Source organism: Rhodospirillaceae bacterium, from assembly GCA_040219235.1.
In the GTDB taxonomy this organism is placed as follows: Bacteria; Pseudomonadota; Alphaproteobacteria; order Rhodospirillales; family Rhodospirillaceae; genus WLXB01.
Genome location: JAVJSV010000011.1, coordinates 688351 through 707648, shown reverse-complemented (window position 1 = coordinate 707648; position 19298 = coordinate 688351). Strand labels below are relative to the sequence as shown.

Genomic DNA, 19298 nt, shown 5'->3' with positions numbered 1-19298 from the left:
AATATAACCGCCTTAAACATCTTCCAGTCCATCATTTGCGCCGCTGCCTTCACTGGGCAGGTCGCCTTCATCGCTGCCGAAGTTTGGCCGGGTGTCTTCCAGGCCATCCTCGCCATCTTCCTCATCGGGAATGAAACGCTCGTACAGCCGGGTGACGACGGTGTGTTCCACATCCTGGGTGGGATGATCTTCGCCCGCCGGGCCATAGAGCCACTGCCACTCCAGGTTATGCGTGAGGGTTGCCGTAGCCGGGAAGGTCAAGCCGGGAATGAGATTTTTGCGGCTGACAACGCGATCCCGGGCAAGAATAAACCGCTCGGTATCAGTAATGATTGCACCAACGGCCGTCGGGGCATTGGCGATCGCCTGCACATGCGCTTCCATGATTTGCAGGGTGAGTTTGTCTTGATCAAATTCCGTCAGATGGCGGGTGTCTTCCAGATACTTGCAGAAGGGCGGTGCCAGGTGAGTCAAACAGTTGGCCGAGACAATGAGATCGGCATTACGCAGGTGGGGGATGCGGGGCTCGGGCGGCGGAATGGAGCCGCCGGGATAATCGCCTTCCTGCATCATGCCAAAGATGCCGGTGATATCGCCATACAAGAGTTTAACGTTGAAATGCTTTTTGACCTCGGCGCGCACTTGCGGCATGTGGAACATATCAACCAGATAAACACGCTCAAACCGGTCGGCCAGGGAGCGCAAAGGCACATCGAGCAGCAGACCTGAGCCTAAGACGACCACGATTTTATGGCGCGGACATTTGTCGGCGGCTTCAACAATGAAGGTGCGGCTGTTCAGAAGATGCTCGGCCCACGCATGTTCGTTGCGCTTATAGCGGAACTCTTGGTTGATCAAACGTTTGACGTAGCCGTGCTTGCGCACGCGCTCGGGCGCAAACGTCGTCCAATAGCGGAGCAGTTCCGCCAGCATACCTACCTCACCTTTTCATCGACCGTTAAATGCCCATCACCGAAAGCGCATTCACGGCCTGCGTGTTCAGCCTTAACGGCGGCCAAACAGCTTTTCAATATCGGTGAGTTTAAGCGTGACATAGGTCGGACGTCCATGGTTGCACTGCCCGGCGTGAGGCGTGCGCTCCATTTCGCGCAGCAGGGCGTTCATTTCGGGACCGCCAAGGCGGCGACCGGCCCGGATTGAGCCATGGCAGGCCATGGTGCCGCAGACATCGGCCAGTTTGTCTTGCAAGGCCAGGGCTTGGCCCATATCGGCCAATTCGTCGGCCAGATCTTTGATCAGTCCTTGAACATTGGTTTCGCCCAGCAGCGCTGGCACTTCGCGCACCACCACCGAGCCATCACCGAAGGATTCGAGCACCAGGCCAAGCTCGGCCAGTTCCTCAGCCCGGTCGATCAGGCGCTGGGCGGAGGCTTCATCGAGATCAACCACTTCCGGCAGCAACAGCAATTGGCGCGCAATGCCGGTATCGGCGAGCATGGCTTTCATACGCTCGTACACAAGCCTTTCATGGGCAGCATGCTGATCGACGATGACCAGACCATCGGCGGTTTGCGCCACGATATAAGTTTCGTGCACCTGGGCCCGCGCGACGCCAAGCGGGTAATCCTGGGCGGGAGATTCGGCACTGGACTCGTCAGCCGGGTCAAAGGTCGATGCGCTTGGCGCGTCATCATAAGCATAGGCGGGTTGGCCTTCTGCAAAACCAGCCTGTCCCGCTGCTGGCAGCAATGGCGCGTAGCCAGCACGAGCGGCGGTGAACAAAGAAGCGCTGGGGCGATAGGGCTGGCCACGGCCTTCAGGACGCATCGCCCCCAAAGCCTGCTGGCTGACCGTGGTGGAGGCGTGATGCCCGGCATCGGCCAGCGCATGTTTCAACGCGCCGACAATCAAGCCACGCACCCGTCCGGCATCCTGGAAGCGCACCTCGGCTTTGGCCGGATGCACATTGACATCCACCAGCTTGGCGGAGCAATCCAAAAACAACGCCAGATACGGATGGCGGTTGGAGGCCAGAAAATCCTGATAGGCCCCGCGCACCGCGCCCTGCAGCACCCGGTCGCGCACCGGGCGTCCGTTGACAAACATATACTGGGCCATGGCGTTGCCACGGTTGTAGGTGGGCACGCCAGCGTACCCTGTAAGCCGCATACCTTCGCGCTCGGCCTCAACTTTGACGGCGTTGGGCACAAAATCTTTCCCCATGATGGCGCCAAGCCGCGCCAACCGTGCCTCAAACAAATCACCGGATTCAGCGTCCAACGACAGACGACTGCGGCCATCAGCCGTGAGCCTGAATGCCACATGAGGATTGGCCATGGCCAAGCGATCGAGGGTGTCGACCGCATGATTGAGTTCGGTCCGCGCGGCTTTGAGAAACTTGAGGCGCGCGGGTGTGGCATAAAACAGATCACGCACCTCAACGCGCGTGCCTTGTGGATGGGGTGTTGGCACGGGGCCTTCGCGCCGTCCGCCTTCAACCCGGATATACCAGGCACTGCTCGCGTTGCGTGGACGGCTGGTCACGGTCAGGCGGGCAACCGCGCCGATGGACGGCAGCGCTTCGCCGCGAAACCCAAAGAAGCCAATTTCTGTCAGGTCATCATCGGGCAGCTTAGATGTGGCGTGGCGTTCAATGGCCAGACCCAACTCGCGCTCATCCATGCCCCGGCCATCATCCGTAACAACAATCAGCGAGCGTCCGCCATCGTTCATGGTGACGTCGATGTGCGTCGCACCGGCATCAAGCGCGTTCTCGACCAGTTCTTTGACCACCGAGGCAGGGCGCTCGACCACTTCACCGGCGGCGATTTGATTGACCAGATTAGGTGGCAGCACCCGGACAGTCACGCTAGGGGCGGTCACGCCAGGAGCGGTCAGTCCAGGGCCAGTCGGGGTAGGGCCCGTCATGACGGAAGAGTCCGGTTCTGCCCCCTCTGAGCGAGATATGCGCTTAGCAGTCCCGCTGTCGATGAGTCGTGCCCAGCGGCGACATGGCCGGTTTCCAGGCTGGTCATCAGCTTCGAGGCCAGAGCCTTGCCGAATTCCACTCCCCACTGGTCGAAAGGGTTGAGTCCCCATAACGTCCCTTCCACGAATGTCCTATGCTCATATAACGCGATCAGAGCACCAAAGGTTTCGGGGATTAGAGACTCAAGCAGGATGGTGGTGCTGGGGCGATTGCCTGGACACACCTTGTAGGGAACGGCACTTTTGGCAGAATCCCGAGGGATTTCATCCTCCAGAAGCCCCCGCATGAGGGCTTCAGATTGAGCGAAAGCATTGGCGACTAAAATATCACGATGGGGATCGCCCTGCCCGTCTAACGCGACAATAAACTCAACCGGCACAACTTTTGGGGATTGGTGAATCTGCTGCATGAACGAGTGCTGAGACTCCGCCCCTGACCCGCCAAAGACAATCGGCGCGGTGCGGGCAGAGACGGGTTTGCCATCGGCGCGAACGCCCTTGCCGTTACTTTCCATGAGAAGCTGCTGAAAGTGGGCCGGGACCAACCGTAAGCGATGATCGTAGGGCAAAACAGAGAGCGCTGAGGCGGTCCAAAAATCCTGATTCCAGACGCTTACCAACCCCATCAGCACGGGAATATTTTCGGCCAGAGGTGCGGTCTCGAAATGGCGGTCCATCGCATGCGCGCCCGCCAGAATACGCTCGAAGACCTCGGGACCGCAGCCCAGGGCAATCGACAAGCCAATCGCTGACCACAACGAATACCGTCCCCCGACCCAATCCCACAGAGGGAAAACATTGGTTTCAGGAATACCAAAGATCCCGGCAGCGCTGTTGGCTGCTGTCAGCGCAATAAAATGATCAGCCACTGCTGTTTCGCCTAAGGCGGCAACAAGCCAGCGCCGCGCTTCCTGCGCATTGGTCATGGTTTCCAAAGTGGAAAAACTTTTTGAGCAAATGAGAAACAAGGTACGATGCGGGTCCGCGTACGCCAGCACATCCTGCAAGGCTGTGCCATCCACGGTCGCAACAAAATCAACTTTGAGCGGCGACGTGGAATGATCAGACAGGGCTGTGACGGCACACCGCGGCCCGAGGTCTGACCCGCCGATGCCGATGTTGACCACCCGGTCAAAAGCCTGACCGGTATGTCCGGTTCGTGCGCCACTGATCACTTGTTTCACGAAGGCGAGCATCCGGCCACGCGCGTATTTGATTTGCAGCGCGACATCCTCGCCGTTGACGAAATACGCACGGTCGGTGGGATCACGCAGTGCAACATGCAGCGCCGCGCGGTTCTCTGTGGTGTTGACCGGCTGGCCGGCAAACATGGCATTCCGCCGATCAGCCACTTGCATGGTCTCTGCCAAATCGAGCAACAGAGGCAACGTCTCATCGGACAGGCGCTGTTTCGACAGATCAACCGTAAGCCCCGCGTGAGACCAGGAGAATTTATTGAAGCGCTTGGAATCCTGATCAAACAGATTGCGCAGCAACACATTTTCCATGGCTTGGTTATGCTGCGTCAGCACAGCCCAAGCCTTTGTTTTTTTAGGATCAGGTACGGTCATGACGTTTTGGCGGGTCCGTGTGGAAAGCGTGATGATAATAAAGTATCAGCTGAAGTGTATCAGCACGCTCCCACAAATGCGAAATGGACAAAAGGAGCCCCTTGAGACGGGGTTAACCGCCCGCTGCTGCCTCGGCACCCGCATCTAACATAACCGCACCTTCCAAACCTTCAGGCTGCCCAACCACAATGACCGAAAGCTGGTCGGGCTGATACAACTCAGCCGATACCCGGCGCACATCCTCTAACGTGACGCTTTCAATGAAGTCATTACGGCGATCCAGGAAATCCTTACCAAGGTCATCGCGCTGTACGGCCACCAGGATGCTGGCAATGCGGTCGGAAGAGGTGAATCGCAGCGGCCAGGAACCGGTGAGATACTTTTTCGCACCATCCAGCTCTTCTGCCGTGGGGCCGCTGGCCTTAAATTTCTGCCATTCATCGCGAATGACCGCGATGCTCTCGGCCACCGCGTCATTGCGGGTGGCGACGGAGGCCATGATCATGGGGGCGGACTCGTAAGGCACGAGGCTGGTGTTCACGCCATAGGCCAAGCCGCGCTTCTCGCGCACCTCATCCATGAGGCGGGAGGCGAAAGATCCGCCGCCAAGAACGTAATCGGCAATCAAGGCGGCATACCAATCCGGGTCAGTGCGGGCGAGACCAGGCTGCGCCATATAAACGGTGCTTTGGGGCACAGCTTTATCAACCACAACCGTGCCTGCAAATGTGAGCTCCGTTTCTGGCACCCGCCAGTCGGTAGGCAGGCTATCGGGTAAATGACCAAACACCTCGTCCAAGCGTTTGCGTAACTGGCGCGGCGAGATGTCACCCGCCACACCAATGATGAGACGGTCTTTGGCAAACCTTTGCGCGGTGTAAGACTTTAAATCGTCCGCTGTGATCGCCTGCACCGTCTCGGGTGTACCATCAGCGGGACGACCATAGGGGTGATTTGGGAATAGGGATTTAAACAGTGTGTCCCGGGCGATTTGCTGTGGCGACTCTGCCTGGCGCGCGAGACCAACCTGAATCTGCCGACGAATACGTTCGACCGGCTCTTCATCAAACCGGGGCTGGGTGAGCGCCAGGATAAGGAGTTCAAACGCTTTATCCGCATTGGCTTTGATCGTGGTCAGCGAACCCGAGAAGGAATCACTACTGGCGCTGAAGCTCAAACGGATTGCCATGTCTTGCAGTTGGGACTGAAACGCGAAGGAGTCGAGATCCCCAGCCCCTTCATCCAGCAAACCCGCAACCATATTGGACAAGCCAAGTTTATCATCCGGGTCGATGCTGGAACCGCCGCGAAACTCGAAGCTGAAGGCGATCAAAGGATTGCTGGAATCTTCTGCCAGATAGGCTGTCATGCCATCGCGCGTTTTGACTTCTTCAACATCGATGGCAAACGCCGCCGGTGTGAAACTGATCAGCGCAGCAGCAAGTGTTGCAGAGAAACGAGTGAGCGCGTTCATCAGACATCTCCCTTTGGCAGCAAGATGCCGGTGCCAGTGGGCGACTCAGACAACAAGTCTCGGATCGCTTCATTCACCTGCGTGAGCGTGATGTCCGCAACACGCTCTGGCCAGGCTTCAATTTCCTCGAGGGTCAAGCCTACTGCGAGAAGCGAACCAACCGTTTGGGCCGCGCCGGTGGGCGAGTCTTTGGCGTAGATCACTTCGGCCTGAAGACGGGTCTTGGCGCGCTCCACTTCATCTTCTGTAAAACCGTTGGTCACAATATCCGCTAACGCAGCATCAATGGCCGCTTCGAGGTCTGTAACTTCGACCCCGGGGCTTGGTGAGATGGACAATACAAAACGTCCCCAACTCACCATGTCGTCCATGTAGAACGCGCCTGCCGACGCAGCGACAGCCTGGCCCACCACCAGCGACTGATACAAGCGGCTGGTTGAGCCGCCACCGAGAATTTCGCTGGCCACTTGCAGGGCATAGGTTTGCTCTCGGTTCCCCACATTCACGCTGGGTGCAACATAGGTGCGTTGCCAACGCGGTTGACGCACACGCTCATCTTCCATGGTGACGCGCACATCCGCTGATTGCGGCAAGAAGGTCGAGCGCTCACGGCTGGTGACGGAGTCGACGGGTTCGATTTTGCCATAGGTGCGTTCTGCCAAGGGGCGAAGCTCTTTGAGTGTGATATCCCCGGCGACAACAAGAATCGCATTCTTAGGGGCATACCAGCGATGGTAAAAATCAAACGCGTCTTCACGATTGAGCGCTTGGATTTCTTCTTCCCAGCCGATGACCGGCGTACCGTAGCGGTTGGTCACCCACAGGGCCGCATCGAGGCGCTCTGACAAGATGGATGCCGGACGGCTATCCACCCGCATGCGGCGCTCTTCGAGAACCACGTCGCGTTCGACCCGCACATCTTCCTCGCTGAGAATCAGATTGCGCATGCGGTCCGCTTCCAGCTCCATCATCATGGGCAGGCGGTCAACGGCGATGTTTTGGTAGTAGGCCGTATAGTCGTAGGACGTGAAGGCGTTTTGCTGCCCCCCGTTGCGCGCGACCAAATCGGTGATCTCACCCGCGGGGTATGTCGGTGTCCCTTTAAACATCAGATGCTCAAGAAAATGGGCGATACCCGCTTTGCCCGGTTCTTCGTCGGCAGAGCCGACTTTGTACCAGACCATATGGCTGACAATGGGCACCCGGTGATTGGGAATCACCACCACCTGCATGCCGTTCCCGAGCATGAAGGTTTCAGCACCAAACACATCCGCCTGAGCGGGCCGATCAAAGGCCGGGAGAACAAACGCAGCGGCAAAAACAACTGCACTCGCAACCGCACTCGCAACCGAATTGCCAAATACACCGAATAAACGCATGGGCTTTCCTCAAAATATCAATGCCAACATCAATGCCAGAGCCCTCATCAGGGCTTTTCATAAGCTTATGTGGACCTCCGAGACCGGAGGGTCAACCACTGCCAAGATTAACACCCGTTCACATTAACGCGGCAGGCTTGTAGTGTCCCCCAAACGACACAGAAAATGGGGCTTCCATGGACTTACCGGTGTTTAAAACCGTTGGCGAAATATTGGAGTATTGCTGGGCGCGGCGGCGTATCGCCTTGACCTATGCCGTTATTCCCATGGGTCTCACCGTAATCGCGAATCTGGCCGTCTGGTTGATGGGGATTGATCTCACGGTGATCGGCAGTCCGGCCTTTTATGCGCTGAACATCTTTGGCGCGTTGGTTTTCATGCCCTTCACCGTGACCTGGTACCGCATGGTGATTTTGGGCGAGCAAACCCTGAGCCAGCGGCAGCTGTTTTCGTTCACCGGCCTTGAGACCAAATTTTTATTCTGGCAGGTCGTTATTGTTTTGATTGTCTTGTCTGTCGGCGGTGGCGGTGGGTTTCTCATTGGTGCGCTGGTGGAAGCTGCCACCGCTGAGGATGCGGCGATGGCCCAGGCCCTGGCCTCATTGCTGATGGCGGCGTGGGCCGTCGCCATAGTCTCTGCCACCTGCCGTTTGTCTTTGGTGCTGGCCATGGCCGCAACAGACAGACCTGTTTCGCTTGGTGAAGCGTGGAACAGAACCACGGGCCTCGGACTGCGTATGGGGGCGATTTTTATCCTCAGTTTTCTCGCGGCCATTCTCTTGATGATGCCGCTGCAATTGATTGCCCTCGTTTTAGCCTCGGTCTTTAGCGTGGTCTCTGAGGGCGTTGCGGAAAGTGCCGGCGTTGTGTTTGGCACCGTGGCCGGAGCCTTTGGTAGCCTGATGGTCCTACTCTTTCCAACCACACTTTTCGCCTTTGTGTACAATCGCATTGCACAAAGCATGACCGGAACAGGGACTGCGACCAGTGGAGAAGCAGGTGGCAGGACAGGTGATACATCGGGCGGCTTCATCAGCAGCTTGATGGGTGCAGAGGACACCTCAACTGCGCGTGGGTTTGAGGGGCCAGGAAGGAATACGCCTGTTCCAGACACCGCCAATGAACAAACAACGGAGGAAGACGTTGCAGCAACACTGACGCGCCTTTACGCCTTTATGGATGATAAACCCTCAGATACAGCCGAAGACATGCGTGCGCTTGTGGATGGGTTTTTCAGCAGATTTGAAATGCCAAGCGACGCCACCATTGAAGATGTTGATGCGGGCGGCGTGCCAGCGCGCTGGGTCACCGTTGCGGGCACGGACGAGGACCGCGTTGTGTTGCTGCTGCACGGTGGCGGCTTCAGCGCTGGCAGTCTGACCTCACACCAACGCCTTGCCGCTGATCTGAGCATGGCCTGCGGCGCGCGCGTGCTGATGGCTGATTATCGGCTGGCACCGGAAAACCCTTTTCCAGATGGACTGGACGATTGCGTTACCGTTTACCGGTGGCTTTTGAAAGAAGGCTTTAAACCGGGCCGCATTGCCATAGCTGGCGATTCCGCTGGCGGCGGCCTCGCGATCTCGACGGCATTGACGCTGAAAGAACGCAACATTGATCAGCCGGCAGCGCTGGTGGCGCTATCGCCCTGGGTCAACTTGTCCTGCGACGGCGAGACCATGGACAGCAAAGCCAAGGATGATCCCATTACCACACAAGAACGTCTGCTGCGCGCGGCGAAGGATTATTTGAACGGCTACGATCCAAGAGACACCATGATCTCGCCGATCTATGGGGACCTGCGGGGCCTGCCGCCGTTGTTGATTCAAGTGGGAAGCCGCGAGGTTTTACTGGATGACAGTCGCAAGCTTGCGGTGCGCGCCAAAGCCGATGATGTAAAGGTGACATTAGAAGAATGGCCGGGCATGTTTCATGTCTGGCACATGATGGCCGATTGGATCACAGATGGTCGGCGCGCCATTGGTGGCATCGGCACTTTTGTGCGTCGGCATATGGGTTAACGCCGCCAACACCACGATCACTTAAATAGGAGAGTCGAGATGGGAGAAATTGTTGCACCAGAGGGAAGTCCCCTCAGCGTTGCCGTGATCGGCGTTGAAGACATGGAGACCTCTCTGCACTTCTATCGTGATTTAATCGGGCTGACCGCTCATGCGCCTGAGACATGGTCCGGTGATGGATTTGAAGCCCTGTGGCATTTGCCGAGCGGTTCCTCTGCGACGGCAGTGTTCTGCGAGCTCCCCGGATGCCCGGTTGGACGGGTTCTATTGCTCGATTTTGGCGATGTGAAAAAGAAACACATTCGCCCGATCAATGCGCCGCGGGCCATTGGGTTGGTCAACCTCAACTTTTACACAGATGATATTCGGGCTGATACCAAGAAGCTGCAAGCACAAGGGTTTCGGTTTTGGTCGGAGCCCACGTTTTACGAAATGACCGGCGCGCAGGGCGCGCCAACGGAAGTCGTATTTGATGGGCCAGATTCTGTGGCCATCAATCTGGTGGAACTCACTGGTGACGACCCCAACACCCGGGTCGGCCAGATGCGGGCTTATGTTAAAGAGCATGGCCGCACACCCACAGGGTTTACGCCTGTGGTGACAACGTCGCACTGCGCAACCGATATTGATAAGGCGGTCGCGTTTTATGAAAAGGTTTTAAAGAGCGGTGTGCTGATTGATGAAATTCTCGACCGGCCCGAGCAAAATAACTTCCTGAACATTCCGGCAGACGGCCGCACCGCTGTGAAGTTTATGCAAGGCAATCACATGTTCGGCAAAATCGCGTTGTCGATGCCGCTGAATTATGAATGCCACGACCTCACACCCGACGCACACGCCCCGAACACGGGGTACATCGCGCAGATGTTCGAAGTCAAAGACGTGGGCTATGCGCAACGCGCCAGCGCTGACTTGGGTGCAGAAGTCTATGCCCCAATCAGCACTTACAACATTCCCGGTTTAGGCGAGGTCAAAGCCTTTACGGTCAGAAACCCTGGCTCGGGTGCGCTGCAGATGATTTTTGAAAACGATATGCTAGTTTGCTGACACCAGCTTACGAGTGTATAATATTAGGAAGCAATATCTAAGTTTGATAGTCGCCTTACCAAATCAGATAAACTACCAACTCTAACGGTAACCGAATTTGATCCAGAGTTTGAGCTAACTCCTATTGAAGCGCGCCAATTATTCCCATCCGGCGATCCAACCACCGTTGTCGAATAAACTTCTCCAGGACCAGTGGTAGCACTAGGATCGGGTCTGCCTGTATTCATATCAACCTCTGCCATGTTTCTCCCCCAAAACAAGTTGTGTGTCATAGTCGCTCATATCAGTCTTTGTCCATACATAATCATCAATTGCTGTCCACCACCGGCTATTCACCTGGCGAACTTTCACCGGCATTTATCTTAGTATTACGCAGTTTCTCTAGCTCATTAGATTGAGAAAAAAGTGTGTAAAGTGCATCAGCATAAGATCCACCCAACTCTGGACAGTAGACGTCATCAAATGCACTAGCGGAAACGCAATCAATGCATAGGAAGCCCAAAATATGAGGAACATCACGATCATCCGGCACTGTAGAATTAGTATGACTTAGTCCCGGTTTTGGGGGAGGCCAATGCTGGTAGTCTGGTATGTACCTTATCGGCCATACAAGAGTACTCTTGTAGGGAAGGTTCCAATGTCGAACAAAAGAAAAGCCAAGCAAGTTAAATTTATCTGGCTTTCCGTAAATCTCAAAGGAGGTATTCTTGTATTGATCGTCACGCCAAAGTGTCGGCAGGTTGTTTCCCAAGAAATACCTGATACGACCACCAACACCATACCAAATATCATGAAAATCTGTATTTTCGTCTAGTTCATGCACCACACTTAAGTTTGAAATATTTGGCGAAAGTTGATCCCTCGAAACAGTAACGATAGTTAGATCTGACTTAACCTCTTTGATAGACGCTCTGCATCGCCGTCCTGTTAATATCGAAAAGCAAGTTGATACTGAATCTAGTATCTCAATTAAATTTACTTTTAGATCGCACTGCCTACCCAACCTTAGATCACTAAGATAATCTCTAATGACGTGATTAATATAGTGGCAGTGGAATGCCGCTTGCGCATACCTATGAAGCTTTTTATGTTCCTTGATTAAAATATACGCGATCAGAAAAACAATTATCGAAAACAAATAACTGATAAAAATTATGTCTTTTGTGGAATTACTCCACTCATCAACATTCAAAAATACAAGAGTTAGAGCTGATACACTTGCTAGGGTGCCAACTATTGAAAATACATCAACAAACGAAATTCTCGCAAAGCGGGGAAGCCGTTGTTTTAGCTGTTGCCTAGTTATAGACGCCATCAGAACCTTAGTTTGTTTACATTCAAGCCAACAACTTAAGGATGAATATTATCAAAATTTCTTTAGACTATCAACCTTAGACACAAAATATAGCATAAATCTATACGTTCTCTAGCAATAAAGCCCATATCTTGTGATTAGGTATTATTGTCCTAATAGCCCTAAAATATCCCGAGCACAGACGATCCGCCTTTGGAGATCACGGGAACAGGACCTTCATTGGCCGGCTTGCCGAGGGATCGGTTTTCGTTCAAGCGTTTTTGCTCAGCCACAGGATCAATAGGCGTGCCCAATTGGCGATTGTCGCTCCAAAAAACAAGACGGTCGGTGAAGCTGTTGGACTCTTTCGCGAAGGCCGAGGTTTCTCGGTCTAAGGTATCACGGATATTGGGAATGATTTGATCCGCGCCGGCCCCGGCCAACAATTCGACCTCGCCAGGGCTAAAGCCACGCACACGATAACCGTCGAGTCTGTTATTACCAATCAAAGCATTGCGGGCCTGCTCGGAGGTTGTGCCTTCCTGTGGCCGTTCCGAACCAGGGGCGGGGGGTTTCAGGTTAAAGTCCGGCGGCATGACCAGAGGTGCCCGGCGAACAACAGCAAACTCATCCGGCACAGATTTATCAATGCCGAGGGCACGCTTGGTATCGTCGCATCCACTGAGGACCAAGAGCGCAACGGCGGCCAGGGCTGTGTGTTTCAAGATGGCAGTCATAGGGGCCTCATTTTGGGTCAACTTTAGAATCAGAGCCTGTGGTAGCATTCGCGTCAATTGTGGCAGCAGCGTGTTTGCGCTCCATGAACGCGTCAAGCAACCAAAATCCGACACCGACTGTAATGGCTGAATCTGCCAAGTTAAAGGTCGGGAAATGATATCCGGCGGCAAAAACATCCAGGAAATCGGCCACGGCACCATAATTCAGACGGTCTACGATGTTGCCAAAGGCCCCGCCGACGATAAAACCGATGCCCAACTTCATCCAGAGCGTTTGAGCCGTGCGCAACCACCATAGCAAGACCCCGACGATACAGAGCTGCAAGGCAACCAATATAGCGATGGTCGTGGCCGTGCCGGAGTTAAAGAGGCTGAAGCTGATCCCGAAGTTCCAGGCCATCCGCAGTTGGAAGAACGGCAAGACCTCGATCAACTTAGACGTATAGAACGGTGTTTCAGTCACGCCCTCGGGCCGGAACACCAACTCGACCATGATGTACTTCGAAACCTGATCGGCTACAAAAATCAGACCGGCAATGAGAAGGCCAAAACGCATGGTCTGCAATCTACCGTTGATCAGGCTGCTGCTGAAGATTGTGATTCAACGGCGTCCGAGCAGCGTCCACAGACATCAGGGTGAGCATGGGTGCCAACATCCGGCAATACTTTCCAACAGCGGGCGCATTTATCGCCCTCGGCGAGATTGACAACAACACCCACGTCGGGAACATCCTCGAATACAAAATCACCCTCCGACGGCGCGCCCTCGACCAAGGTTATGTTAGAAGTAATGCAGACATCAGCCATATCAAGGCCGGCGCACGCGGCGATAATATCCGCTGGCGCTTTGACATGCGGGTGCGCTTGCAAGCTGGAGCCGATGCGCTTTGCCGCACGCTCTTTCTCAATGGCAGCGGTGACGGCACGGCGCAGGCGACGGACCTTGGCCCATTTTTCGGCCAACGCCTCATCCCGCCAAGAGTCCGGCACATCCGGGAACTGGCGCAAGTGTACAGACCCGTCATCGTCTGGATGACGTGCCAGCCAAGCTTCTTCGGCTGTAAAACAGATGAACGGCGCCAGCCATTTGACCAAGCAGTCATAGAGCGTATCCAGCACCGTGCGGGCGGCGCGACGGCGCAGGCTGTCCGGCGCATCACAATAGACAACGTCTTTGCGCATATCGAAGTAGAAGGCGGATAACTCAACCGCGCAGAAGTGATGTAACTCGTTAAACAGGCCATGGAAGTCGTATGTGGTGCAAGCCTCGCGGATCCGCTTGTCCATCTGCCACAGGCGATGCATCACCCAGCGCTCCAACTCGGGCATGTCAGCCACAGCAACGCGCTCTGTCTCGGTAAAACCGTTGAGGTTGCCCAACAGGTAACGAAACGTGTTGCGCAGACGACGATACAAATCGGACATCTGCTTCAAGATGTTTGGTCCGATGGATAAATCCTGACTGTAGTCGGACGCCACCACCCAGAGTCTTAAGATATCGGCGCCGGATTGTTTGATGACGTTTTCCGGCTCGACTGCGTTGCCCAAAGACTTGGACATCTTATGGCCTTTTTCATCAAGAACCATGCCATGAGTCAGCACGGCTTTGTACGGAGCGTGCCCGCGCGTGCCACAGCTCTCCAGCAAAGAGGTATGGAACCAACCGCGATGTTGATCAGAGCCTTCAAGGTAGAGATCAGCCGGGGATTGAAGATCGTCCCGCGCCTCAAGCACGAAGGCGTGTGTGCAGCCAGAATCAAACCAGACTTCGACCACGTCCTGGACCTGTTCCCACTCGTTGGCCTTGTAGTCGTCGCCAAGGAAGCGGGCCGGGTCTGAAGACAGCCACGTATCCGAGCTTTCTTCTTCAACTGCGGTGGCGATGCGTTCAATCACAGCCGCGTCGCGCAATACTTCGCCGGTTTTTTTGCTGACAAACACAGTGATCGGCACACCCCATTGGCGCTGGCGTGAGACGCACCAATCCGGGCGGCTTTCGACCATGGCATGAATGCGGTTGCGGCCGCGCGCCGGCACCCACTGAGTGTCGTCGATGGCTTTCAGGGCCTTTTCGCGCAGGCCGTTGGTGTCCATGGAGATGAACCACTGGGGGGTGTTGCGGAAAATCAATGGCGCTTTGGAGCGCCATGAGTGTGGATAGCTGTGGTCCAGTTTGCCTTCAGCCAACAACCGCCAGCGGTTTTTAAGCGAGTCCACCACAGCTGGGTTAACCTTGAAGACATGCTGTCCACGAAAGATGGGAACCGTATCGTAATACACACCATCGCCGTTGACGGTGTCCGGGATTTCCAACCCGGCCTCCTGACCCAACAGGAAATCGTCTTCGCCATGGCCCGGCGCAATATGCACGAAGCCGGTGCCTTGCTCGATGGTAACGAACGACCCCTCCAGCAAAGGAACGTCGAATTCGTAGCCGTCTTCATGCAGGCAGTGACGACAAATGGTGCCATCGAAATCGCTGCCTTTAACGCGGGTTTGCACTTCGTGGCCGGTGATACCCGCCTTCTCAAGGGTTTGCTCCAGCAGAGCCTCAGCCACGGCAAAGCGATCACCGACATTGGCCATGGCGCCCTTCTCCACGGCAGAGACTTCGATCACCGTGTACTCAATATCAGCCCCATAGGCGATGGCGCGGTTGCCCGGCAGCGTCCAGGGTGTTGTGGTCCAGATGACGATGTCGTGACCTTCAAGAGCTTCGACAGACGACTGTTTAATCGGGAAACGCACCCACACCGTTGTCGAGGTGTGATCGGCGTATTCGACTTCCGCATCGGCCAAGGCGGTCTTTTCAACCACCGACCACAAGACCGGCTTGGAGCCTTTATACAGCCCGCCGTTCATCACGAATTTACCCAACTCGCGCACGATGGTGGCTTCGGCCAGATTGCTCATGGTGGTATAGGGGTTGTCCCAATCACCGGTGATGCCGAGACGTTTGAATTCTTCTTTCTGAACTTCAACCCACTTGGCGGCAAACTCTCGGCACTCTTGCCGGAATTCAAGCACGGGGACTTCGTCTTTGTTTTTGCCTTTTTTGCGGTAGCCCTCTTCGATTTTCCACTCGATGGGCAAGCCATGACAATCCCAGCCTGGGACATAATTGGCATCAAAGCCCATCATCTGCTGCGCGCGGACGATGACATCTTTAAGAATTTTATTGAGGGCATGGCCGATATGCAGGTGACCGTTGGCGTAGGGCGGGCCATCGTGCAGGACGAACTTTTCGCGGCCCTTGGAGGTTTCGCGCAACCGCCCGTAAAGGTTCATGTCGGCCCAGCGCTCAAGCAGCTTCGGCTCAAGAGTGGGCAAACCGGCTTTCATAGGGAAATCGGTTTTGGGCAGAAATACGGTGGATTTGTAATCGACCGTTTCGCCGGTGTTTCCTGAGGGTGTTTCTGGGGGTAACTTTGAATCTGTCATGATCGCAGAGTCCAACTAAGTATAATATGTTATTGAGAAGAGTAGACGCACAGAATGAGCCGGTCCTGACTTACAAGACCGGGGTAATAATTCGCTCTGCAATCGGCGCAATGAGGTGCGTGCATATCATAGTTGGGGATTTAGCAGGGCGACGGCGGTGAAGCAAGGGAGCGGTTATCGCTGGAGAGGCTAGAAACCCCTATTCGCCTAGGGCAACGTAAGGATGGGGGTTTTCTGGAAACGCACGCTGTTTGAGGATCGCACGCGCTGAAATGCAATCCTGATCCAATTGCGCCTTCAGCGCCTCTAGGCCATCAAACTTCTGCTCTGGACGTATAAATTCGATCAAACCAACTCTGAGGTTGCGGTGATAAAGGTCTTCATCGAAATCAAAGAGATGTACCTCTAGGAGGACATCAGACTTGTTAAACGTCGGGCGTCGGCCAAAGTTAGCGACCGCATCGTACCAAACCGTTTCACCCCCGCGATCGATGCCAGCGCGAACCGCATACACACCTTCGCGGGGATGATGGTGTTCCCCTAAAGGCACATTGGCGGTGGGAAAGCCGAGTTGACGACCGCGTTTATCGCCATGCTGAACGCGGCCCGCGATCTCCCAGTAGCGGCCCAGCAAACGCGCTGCCGCCTGGCACGCCCCTTCCGAAAGAAATTCTCGAATGGCCGTTGAGGACACCTGGGCCGTAGCATCAATGCGAAATTCTTCAACGGCCGTCACCCCAAAACCAGCCAGCTGTCCACGCTGTTTCAGGAAAGCCGCATTGCCGCCGCGCTTGGTGCCGAAGACATAATCATACCCAATAACCACATGAGAGACGTCCAGTCCCTTGATCAGGAATGCGTCCACAAACTCATCTGCAGTGTGGCTGGAGAACGCAGCATCGAACCGCTGCATGTAAAGAAAATCAACGCCCATAATACGCATCTGACGGCATTTGGCACGCAATGGACTGAGGCGGAAAGACGCCTGGTTTGGTTGGAAGAAGGCACGGGGATGTGGCTCAAAGGTCATCACTGCCGAAGCCACGCCCTTCTCGTTGGCAATCGATCGCGCGGTCTTGATCACGGCTTGATGGCCACGATGAAGACCATCAAAGTTACCGAGCGCAACCACGCCGCCTTTTAAGGCTGCGGGCACGTCACGGATGTATCTGATCAGTCGCATGGCGGGGTTCAGGTGCGGGTGCTGCGTGCTTTAGCCTTAGTTATCCCTTTGTGGGAACCATCAACGTGGCTTCGCCAGACAATACGGGTTTGTCATTGACGGTGCACACCGTAGAAAACGTAACAAAATTCTTTTCCGGCACCTTGCCTGTGACGGTAACGGTGGCGGTAACCGTGTCGCCGATTTTGACTGGCGCCTTAAACTTCAAAGATTGATTAACGTAAATCGAACCTGGACCAGGGAGCTTGGTACCAAAAACAGCCGAGATAAAACCAGCCGTCAGCATGCCGTGGGCAATCCGCTCCTTAAACATTGTGGTCGCCGCATAGTCCGCATCTAGATGCACGGGGTTTGTGTCGCCAGAAATCTCAGCATATTTCAGAATATCTGCGTCAGTGACTGTTTTGGAAAACGCAGCAGACATGCCATCGTTCAAATCTTCAAAAAAGTATCCGGTGGTCGAGCCGTCCTGGGCCATGCGAGAATGCCTTTCGAAATGCAAATAAGAATTCATAAGGGTTAAGCGGATGATATTCAGCGGCAAACAATCAGGTCGGCAGGACGCGGTCAAGAGAAACGGTGAGCCAAACGATTGGTCCAACGACGCGTTTAGAAAGAGCATAGTCGCTTTTACGCTCCTGTGCAGCCTGGCAGCATGCACCGCATCCGTCGGCGGATGGCGGCAAGCAAACAAAAACGAGGCTTCTACGCGGGCCGACTATGCCCAATGTAGAAAGCAGGCAGAAGAAACAACGCTGATCCTGCGCCGTGAAGAGCGCCCAGGTTTTGGCACGGAATCTGCGGAACGCCCGGGACCGTTTAATCCACGCGGTGACAACACCATGGCCATCAGTGAGCGATCAGACGCCACCAATTTACAGGACGCCCTGGTTGCCAGTTGCATGAGCCGTAAAGGATACAGCCGCCCTGCGGACTAATCAGAAGCTCCGAACAACTCGCGGCAACTGGGGGATGTTCAACCTGATCTAGCTGAGCTAATACCCATTGCATGCAATGGAGTTCTCAGAATTCCGGGGCATGCGATGGAGTTACAAAACTCCAGAACATGAAATGGAGGCCGACTCGTTTATAGCGGACTTCCAGATACATTTTAACGCCTTTAGGGGGAGCAGACCATGGCCATACGCCGACAAGATGCCTTGGGATATCAAATCGGCCTGCTGAGCCGGCTGTTTGATCGCGTCTTGGAGTCGGAGATGGCCGCTTACAAGGTGCTGCCCGGCCAGTTTCCGGCACTGGTTATGCTGTATCAACAAGATGGCCTCACCCAAGCTGACCTGTGCAAGCGCATTAATGTCGAACAACCCACCATGGCCAACACACTCAATCGCATGGAGCGGGATGGTCTGATACGACGGGAAGCGGATGCCTCAGATAAGCGGCGGGCCAGGATTTACCTGACCGACCGCGCTATAGGGTTTAAGGATGACTTGATGGAAACCGCTCGTCACGTGCCGACACAAGCCCTGGCGGGGCTTTCAGGCGGCGAGCAGGATATGGCCTTTCATCTCATCGGTAAAATGATCGAGAATCTCAAATCCTCTGAAAACCAAGCTTAAATGACGCTTGGGCAGCATAATTTAGTCTGATCGAGGCTGGTAATTGCTGCTCCACAGTCCGCGTTTGGTGGCGCGTGCCTCAACCTCGAAGTCCAGGAACATGCTGGAAACTGCCTTATCCGCGCTTGCCCAGCCCATTTCAACCATAAATTGATTAAGGCTGCGTCCCGACACAAAACAAATCGCTACGAGCCGGCCTTTATTGTCGTTGGAATTGCCCCGACACTCGACTTGCCGCCCTTGCACCGCTTGGAGCAAGGCCGCCGCAGACGCCAGCCCGCAACGCCAGACTTCATCGCCGCCAATCTGACAGTTCTGGTCTAAAGGAGGGGCTTTGACGCCATATAGCCGCACAACCGTGCCATCGACGCAGGTTCCAGAATGACGCCGCCCATTGACCGAGATCACACTGCCATTTTCAACACAAACCGGACCAGAAACGTCGGCTTTGGCCTGCTGGATGCCCCCGAGTCCCGCTATGGAGCCAAACAGGACACCACACACGACCACCATCAGGCCGACAATCCCTCGCTGTAAAAAAGGATTAAACGCGCTAAAAAAATGATTACGCATCGAATATTCACCTAATCAATGTTCACAAGCTGGACGTACATGCTCGATT

At 55.0% G+C, this 19298-nt stretch carries 16 protein-coding genes; 4 read left to right on the top strand and 12 right to left on the bottom strand.

The features are described from left to right. Window positions 1-12 precede the first annotated feature (12 nt). From RIC29_07305 to RIC29_07285, 5 genes are all read right to left on the bottom strand, one after another. The gene (locus RIC29_07305) at window positions 13-933 is read right to left on the bottom strand and encodes a hypothetical protein (protein MEQ8734714.1); all 921 of its coding nucleotides are present in this window, start codon (window positions 931-933) and stop codon (window positions 13-15) included. Between the two features lie 72 nt (window positions 934-1005). Next, on the bottom strand, window positions 1006-2829 hold the full coding sequence (mutL, locus tag RIC29_07300; protein MEQ8734713.1) for a DNA mismatch repair endonuclease MutL: 1824 nt from the start codon (window positions 2827-2829) through the stop codon (window positions 1006-1008). Between the two features lie 56 nt (window positions 2830-2885). Beyond that, entirely contained in the window at window positions 2886-4520 is a 1635-nt protein-coding gene (gene pgi / locus RIC29_07295) for a glucose-6-phosphate isomerase (GenBank protein MEQ8734712.1), read from the bottom strand. A gap of 112 nt (window positions 4521-4632) precedes the next feature. Beyond that, entirely contained in the window at window positions 4633-5994 is a 1362-nt protein-coding gene (locus tag RIC29_07290) for a pitrilysin family protein (protein MEQ8734711.1), read from the bottom strand. After that, entirely contained in the window at window positions 5994-7373 is a 1380-nt protein-coding gene (locus RIC29_07285; protein MEQ8734710.1) for a pitrilysin family protein, read from the bottom strand. The genes RIC29_07290 and RIC29_07285 overlap by 1 nt, the downstream gene beginning before the upstream one ends. A gap of 176 nt (window positions 7374-7549) precedes the next feature. On the opposite strand from RIC29_07285, the gene RIC29_07280 reads away from it, so the two are divergent. Together RIC29_07280 and RIC29_07275 are read left to right on the top strand one after the other, a co-directional pair. After that, complete coding sequence (locus RIC29_07280; protein ID MEQ8734709.1) at window positions 7550-9394, top strand: alpha/beta hydrolase; 1845 nt, start codon at window positions 7550-7552, stop codon at window positions 9392-9394. A gap of 39 nt (window positions 9395-9433) precedes the next feature. Continuing rightward, entirely contained in the window at window positions 9434-10441 is a 1008-nt protein-coding gene (locus tag RIC29_07275) for a hypothetical protein (protein MEQ8734708.1), read from the top strand. A gap of 328 nt (window positions 10442-10769) precedes the next feature. On the opposite strand, the gene RIC29_07270 is transcribed toward RIC29_07275, so the two are convergent. The 6 genes from RIC29_07270 to RIC29_07245 form a co-directional block, all read right to left on the bottom strand. After that, the gene (locus RIC29_07270) at window positions 10770-11756 is read right to left on the bottom strand and encodes a hypothetical protein (protein MEQ8734707.1); all 987 of its coding nucleotides are present in this window, start codon (window positions 11754-11756) and stop codon (window positions 10770-10772) included. A 161-nt stretch (window positions 11757-11917) separates the two neighbouring features. Further along, window positions 11918-12472, bottom strand: coding sequence for a DUF3035 domain-containing protein (locus RIC29_07265; protein MEQ8734706.1), 555 nt, complete (start codon window positions 12470-12472; stop codon window positions 11918-11920). A gap of 7 nt (window positions 12473-12479) precedes the next feature. Next, window positions 12480-13028: a signal peptidase II gene (lspA, locus tag RIC29_07260; GenBank protein MEQ8734705.1), complete on the bottom strand. Its 549-nt coding sequence runs from the start codon at window positions 13026-13028 to the stop codon at window positions 12480-12482. A 20-nt stretch (window positions 13029-13048) separates the two neighbouring features. Next, window positions 13049-15913 (bottom strand): isoleucine--tRNA ligase, encoded by a 2865-nt coding sequence (ileS, locus tag RIC29_07255; protein MEQ8734704.1) that lies wholly within the window; start codon window positions 15911-15913, stop codon window positions 13049-13051. Window positions 15914-16112: 199 nt separating this feature from the next. Then, window positions 16113-17096, bottom strand: a complete 984-nt coding sequence (locus tag RIC29_07250; GenBank protein ID MEQ8734703.1) for a bifunctional riboflavin kinase/FAD synthetase — start codon at window positions 17094-17096, stop codon at window positions 16113-16115. A gap of 40 nt (window positions 17097-17136) precedes the next feature. Then, a complete protein-coding gene (locus RIC29_07245) occupies window positions 17137-17574 on the bottom strand; it encodes a MaoC family dehydratase (protein MEQ8734702.1) in 438 nt (145 codons plus the stop codon). Between the two features lie 49 nt (window positions 17575-17623). Between RIC29_07245 and RIC29_07240 the strand changes: the two genes are divergently transcribed. Continuing rightward, window positions 17624-18034 carry a hypothetical protein gene (locus RIC29_07240; GenBank protein ID MEQ8734701.1) on the top strand — a complete coding sequence of 137 codons (411 nt, stop codon included), beginning with the start codon at window positions 17624-17626 and terminating at the stop codon, window positions 18032-18034. A 198-nt stretch (window positions 18035-18232) separates the two neighbouring features. Then, a complete protein-coding gene (locus RIC29_07235) occupies window positions 18233-18676 on the top strand; it encodes a MarR family transcriptional regulator (GenBank protein MEQ8734700.1) in 444 nt (147 codons plus the stop codon). Between the two features lie 21 nt (window positions 18677-18697). On the opposite strand, the gene RIC29_07230 is transcribed toward RIC29_07235, so the two are convergent. After that, on the bottom strand, window positions 18698-19249 hold the full coding sequence (locus tag RIC29_07230; GenBank protein MEQ8734699.1) for a thermonuclease family protein: 552 nt from the start codon (window positions 19247-19249) through the stop codon (window positions 18698-18700). Between the last annotated feature and the right edge of the window lie 49 nt (window positions 19250-19298).

Coding starts and splice junctions, on each gene's coding strand:
- RIC29_07265 (MEQ8734706.1), bottom strand. CDS start 12,472: ATGACTGCCATCTTGAAACACACAGCCCTGGCCGCCGTTGCGCTCTTG.
- pgi (MEQ8734712.1), bottom strand. CDS start 4,520: ATGACCGTACCTGATCCTAAAAAAACAAAGGCTTGGGCTGTGCTGACG.
- RIC29_07240 (MEQ8734701.1), top strand. CDS start 17,624: ATGATATTCAGCGGCAAACAATCAGGTCGGCAGGACGCGGTCAAGAGA.
- RIC29_07230 (MEQ8734699.1), bottom strand. CDS start 19,249: ATGCGTAATCATTTTTTTAGCGCGTTTAATCCTTTTTTACAGCGAGGG.
- RIC29_07290 (MEQ8734711.1), bottom strand. CDS start 5,994: ATGAACGCGCTCACTCGTTTCTCTGCAACACTTGCTGCTGCGCTGATC.
- RIC29_07235 (MEQ8734700.1), top strand. CDS start 18,233: ATGGCCATACGCCGACAAGATGCCTTGGGATATCAAATCGGCCTGCTG.
- RIC29_07245 (MEQ8734702.1), bottom strand. CDS start 17,574: ATGGCCCAGGACGGCTCGACCACCGGATACTTTTTTGAAGATTTGAAC.
- ileS (MEQ8734704.1), bottom strand. CDS start 15,913: ATGACAGATTCAAAGTTACCCCCAGAAACACCCTCAGGAAACACCGGC.
- lspA (MEQ8734705.1), bottom strand. CDS start 13,028: ATGCGTTTTGGCCTTCTCATTGCCGGTCTGATTTTTGTAGCCGATCAG.
- RIC29_07250 (MEQ8734703.1), bottom strand. CDS start 17,096: ATGCGACTGATCAGATACATCCGTGACGTGCCCGCAGCCTTAAAAGGC.
- RIC29_07275 (MEQ8734708.1), top strand. CDS start 9,434: ATGGGAGAAATTGTTGCACCAGAGGGAAGTCCCCTCAGCGTTGCCGTG.
- RIC29_07270 (MEQ8734707.1), bottom strand. CDS start 11,756: ATGGCGTCTATAACTAGGCAACAGCTAAAACAACGGCTTCCCCGCTTT.
- RIC29_07305 (MEQ8734714.1), bottom strand. CDS start 933: ATGCTGGCGGAACTGCTCCGCTATTGGACGACGTTTGCGCCCGAGCGC.
- RIC29_07285 (MEQ8734710.1), bottom strand. CDS start 7,373: ATGCGTTTATTCGGTGTATTTGGCAATTCGGTTGCGAGTGCGGTTGCG.
- RIC29_07280 (MEQ8734709.1), top strand. CDS start 7,550: ATGGACTTACCGGTGTTTAAAACCGTTGGCGAAATATTGGAGTATTGC.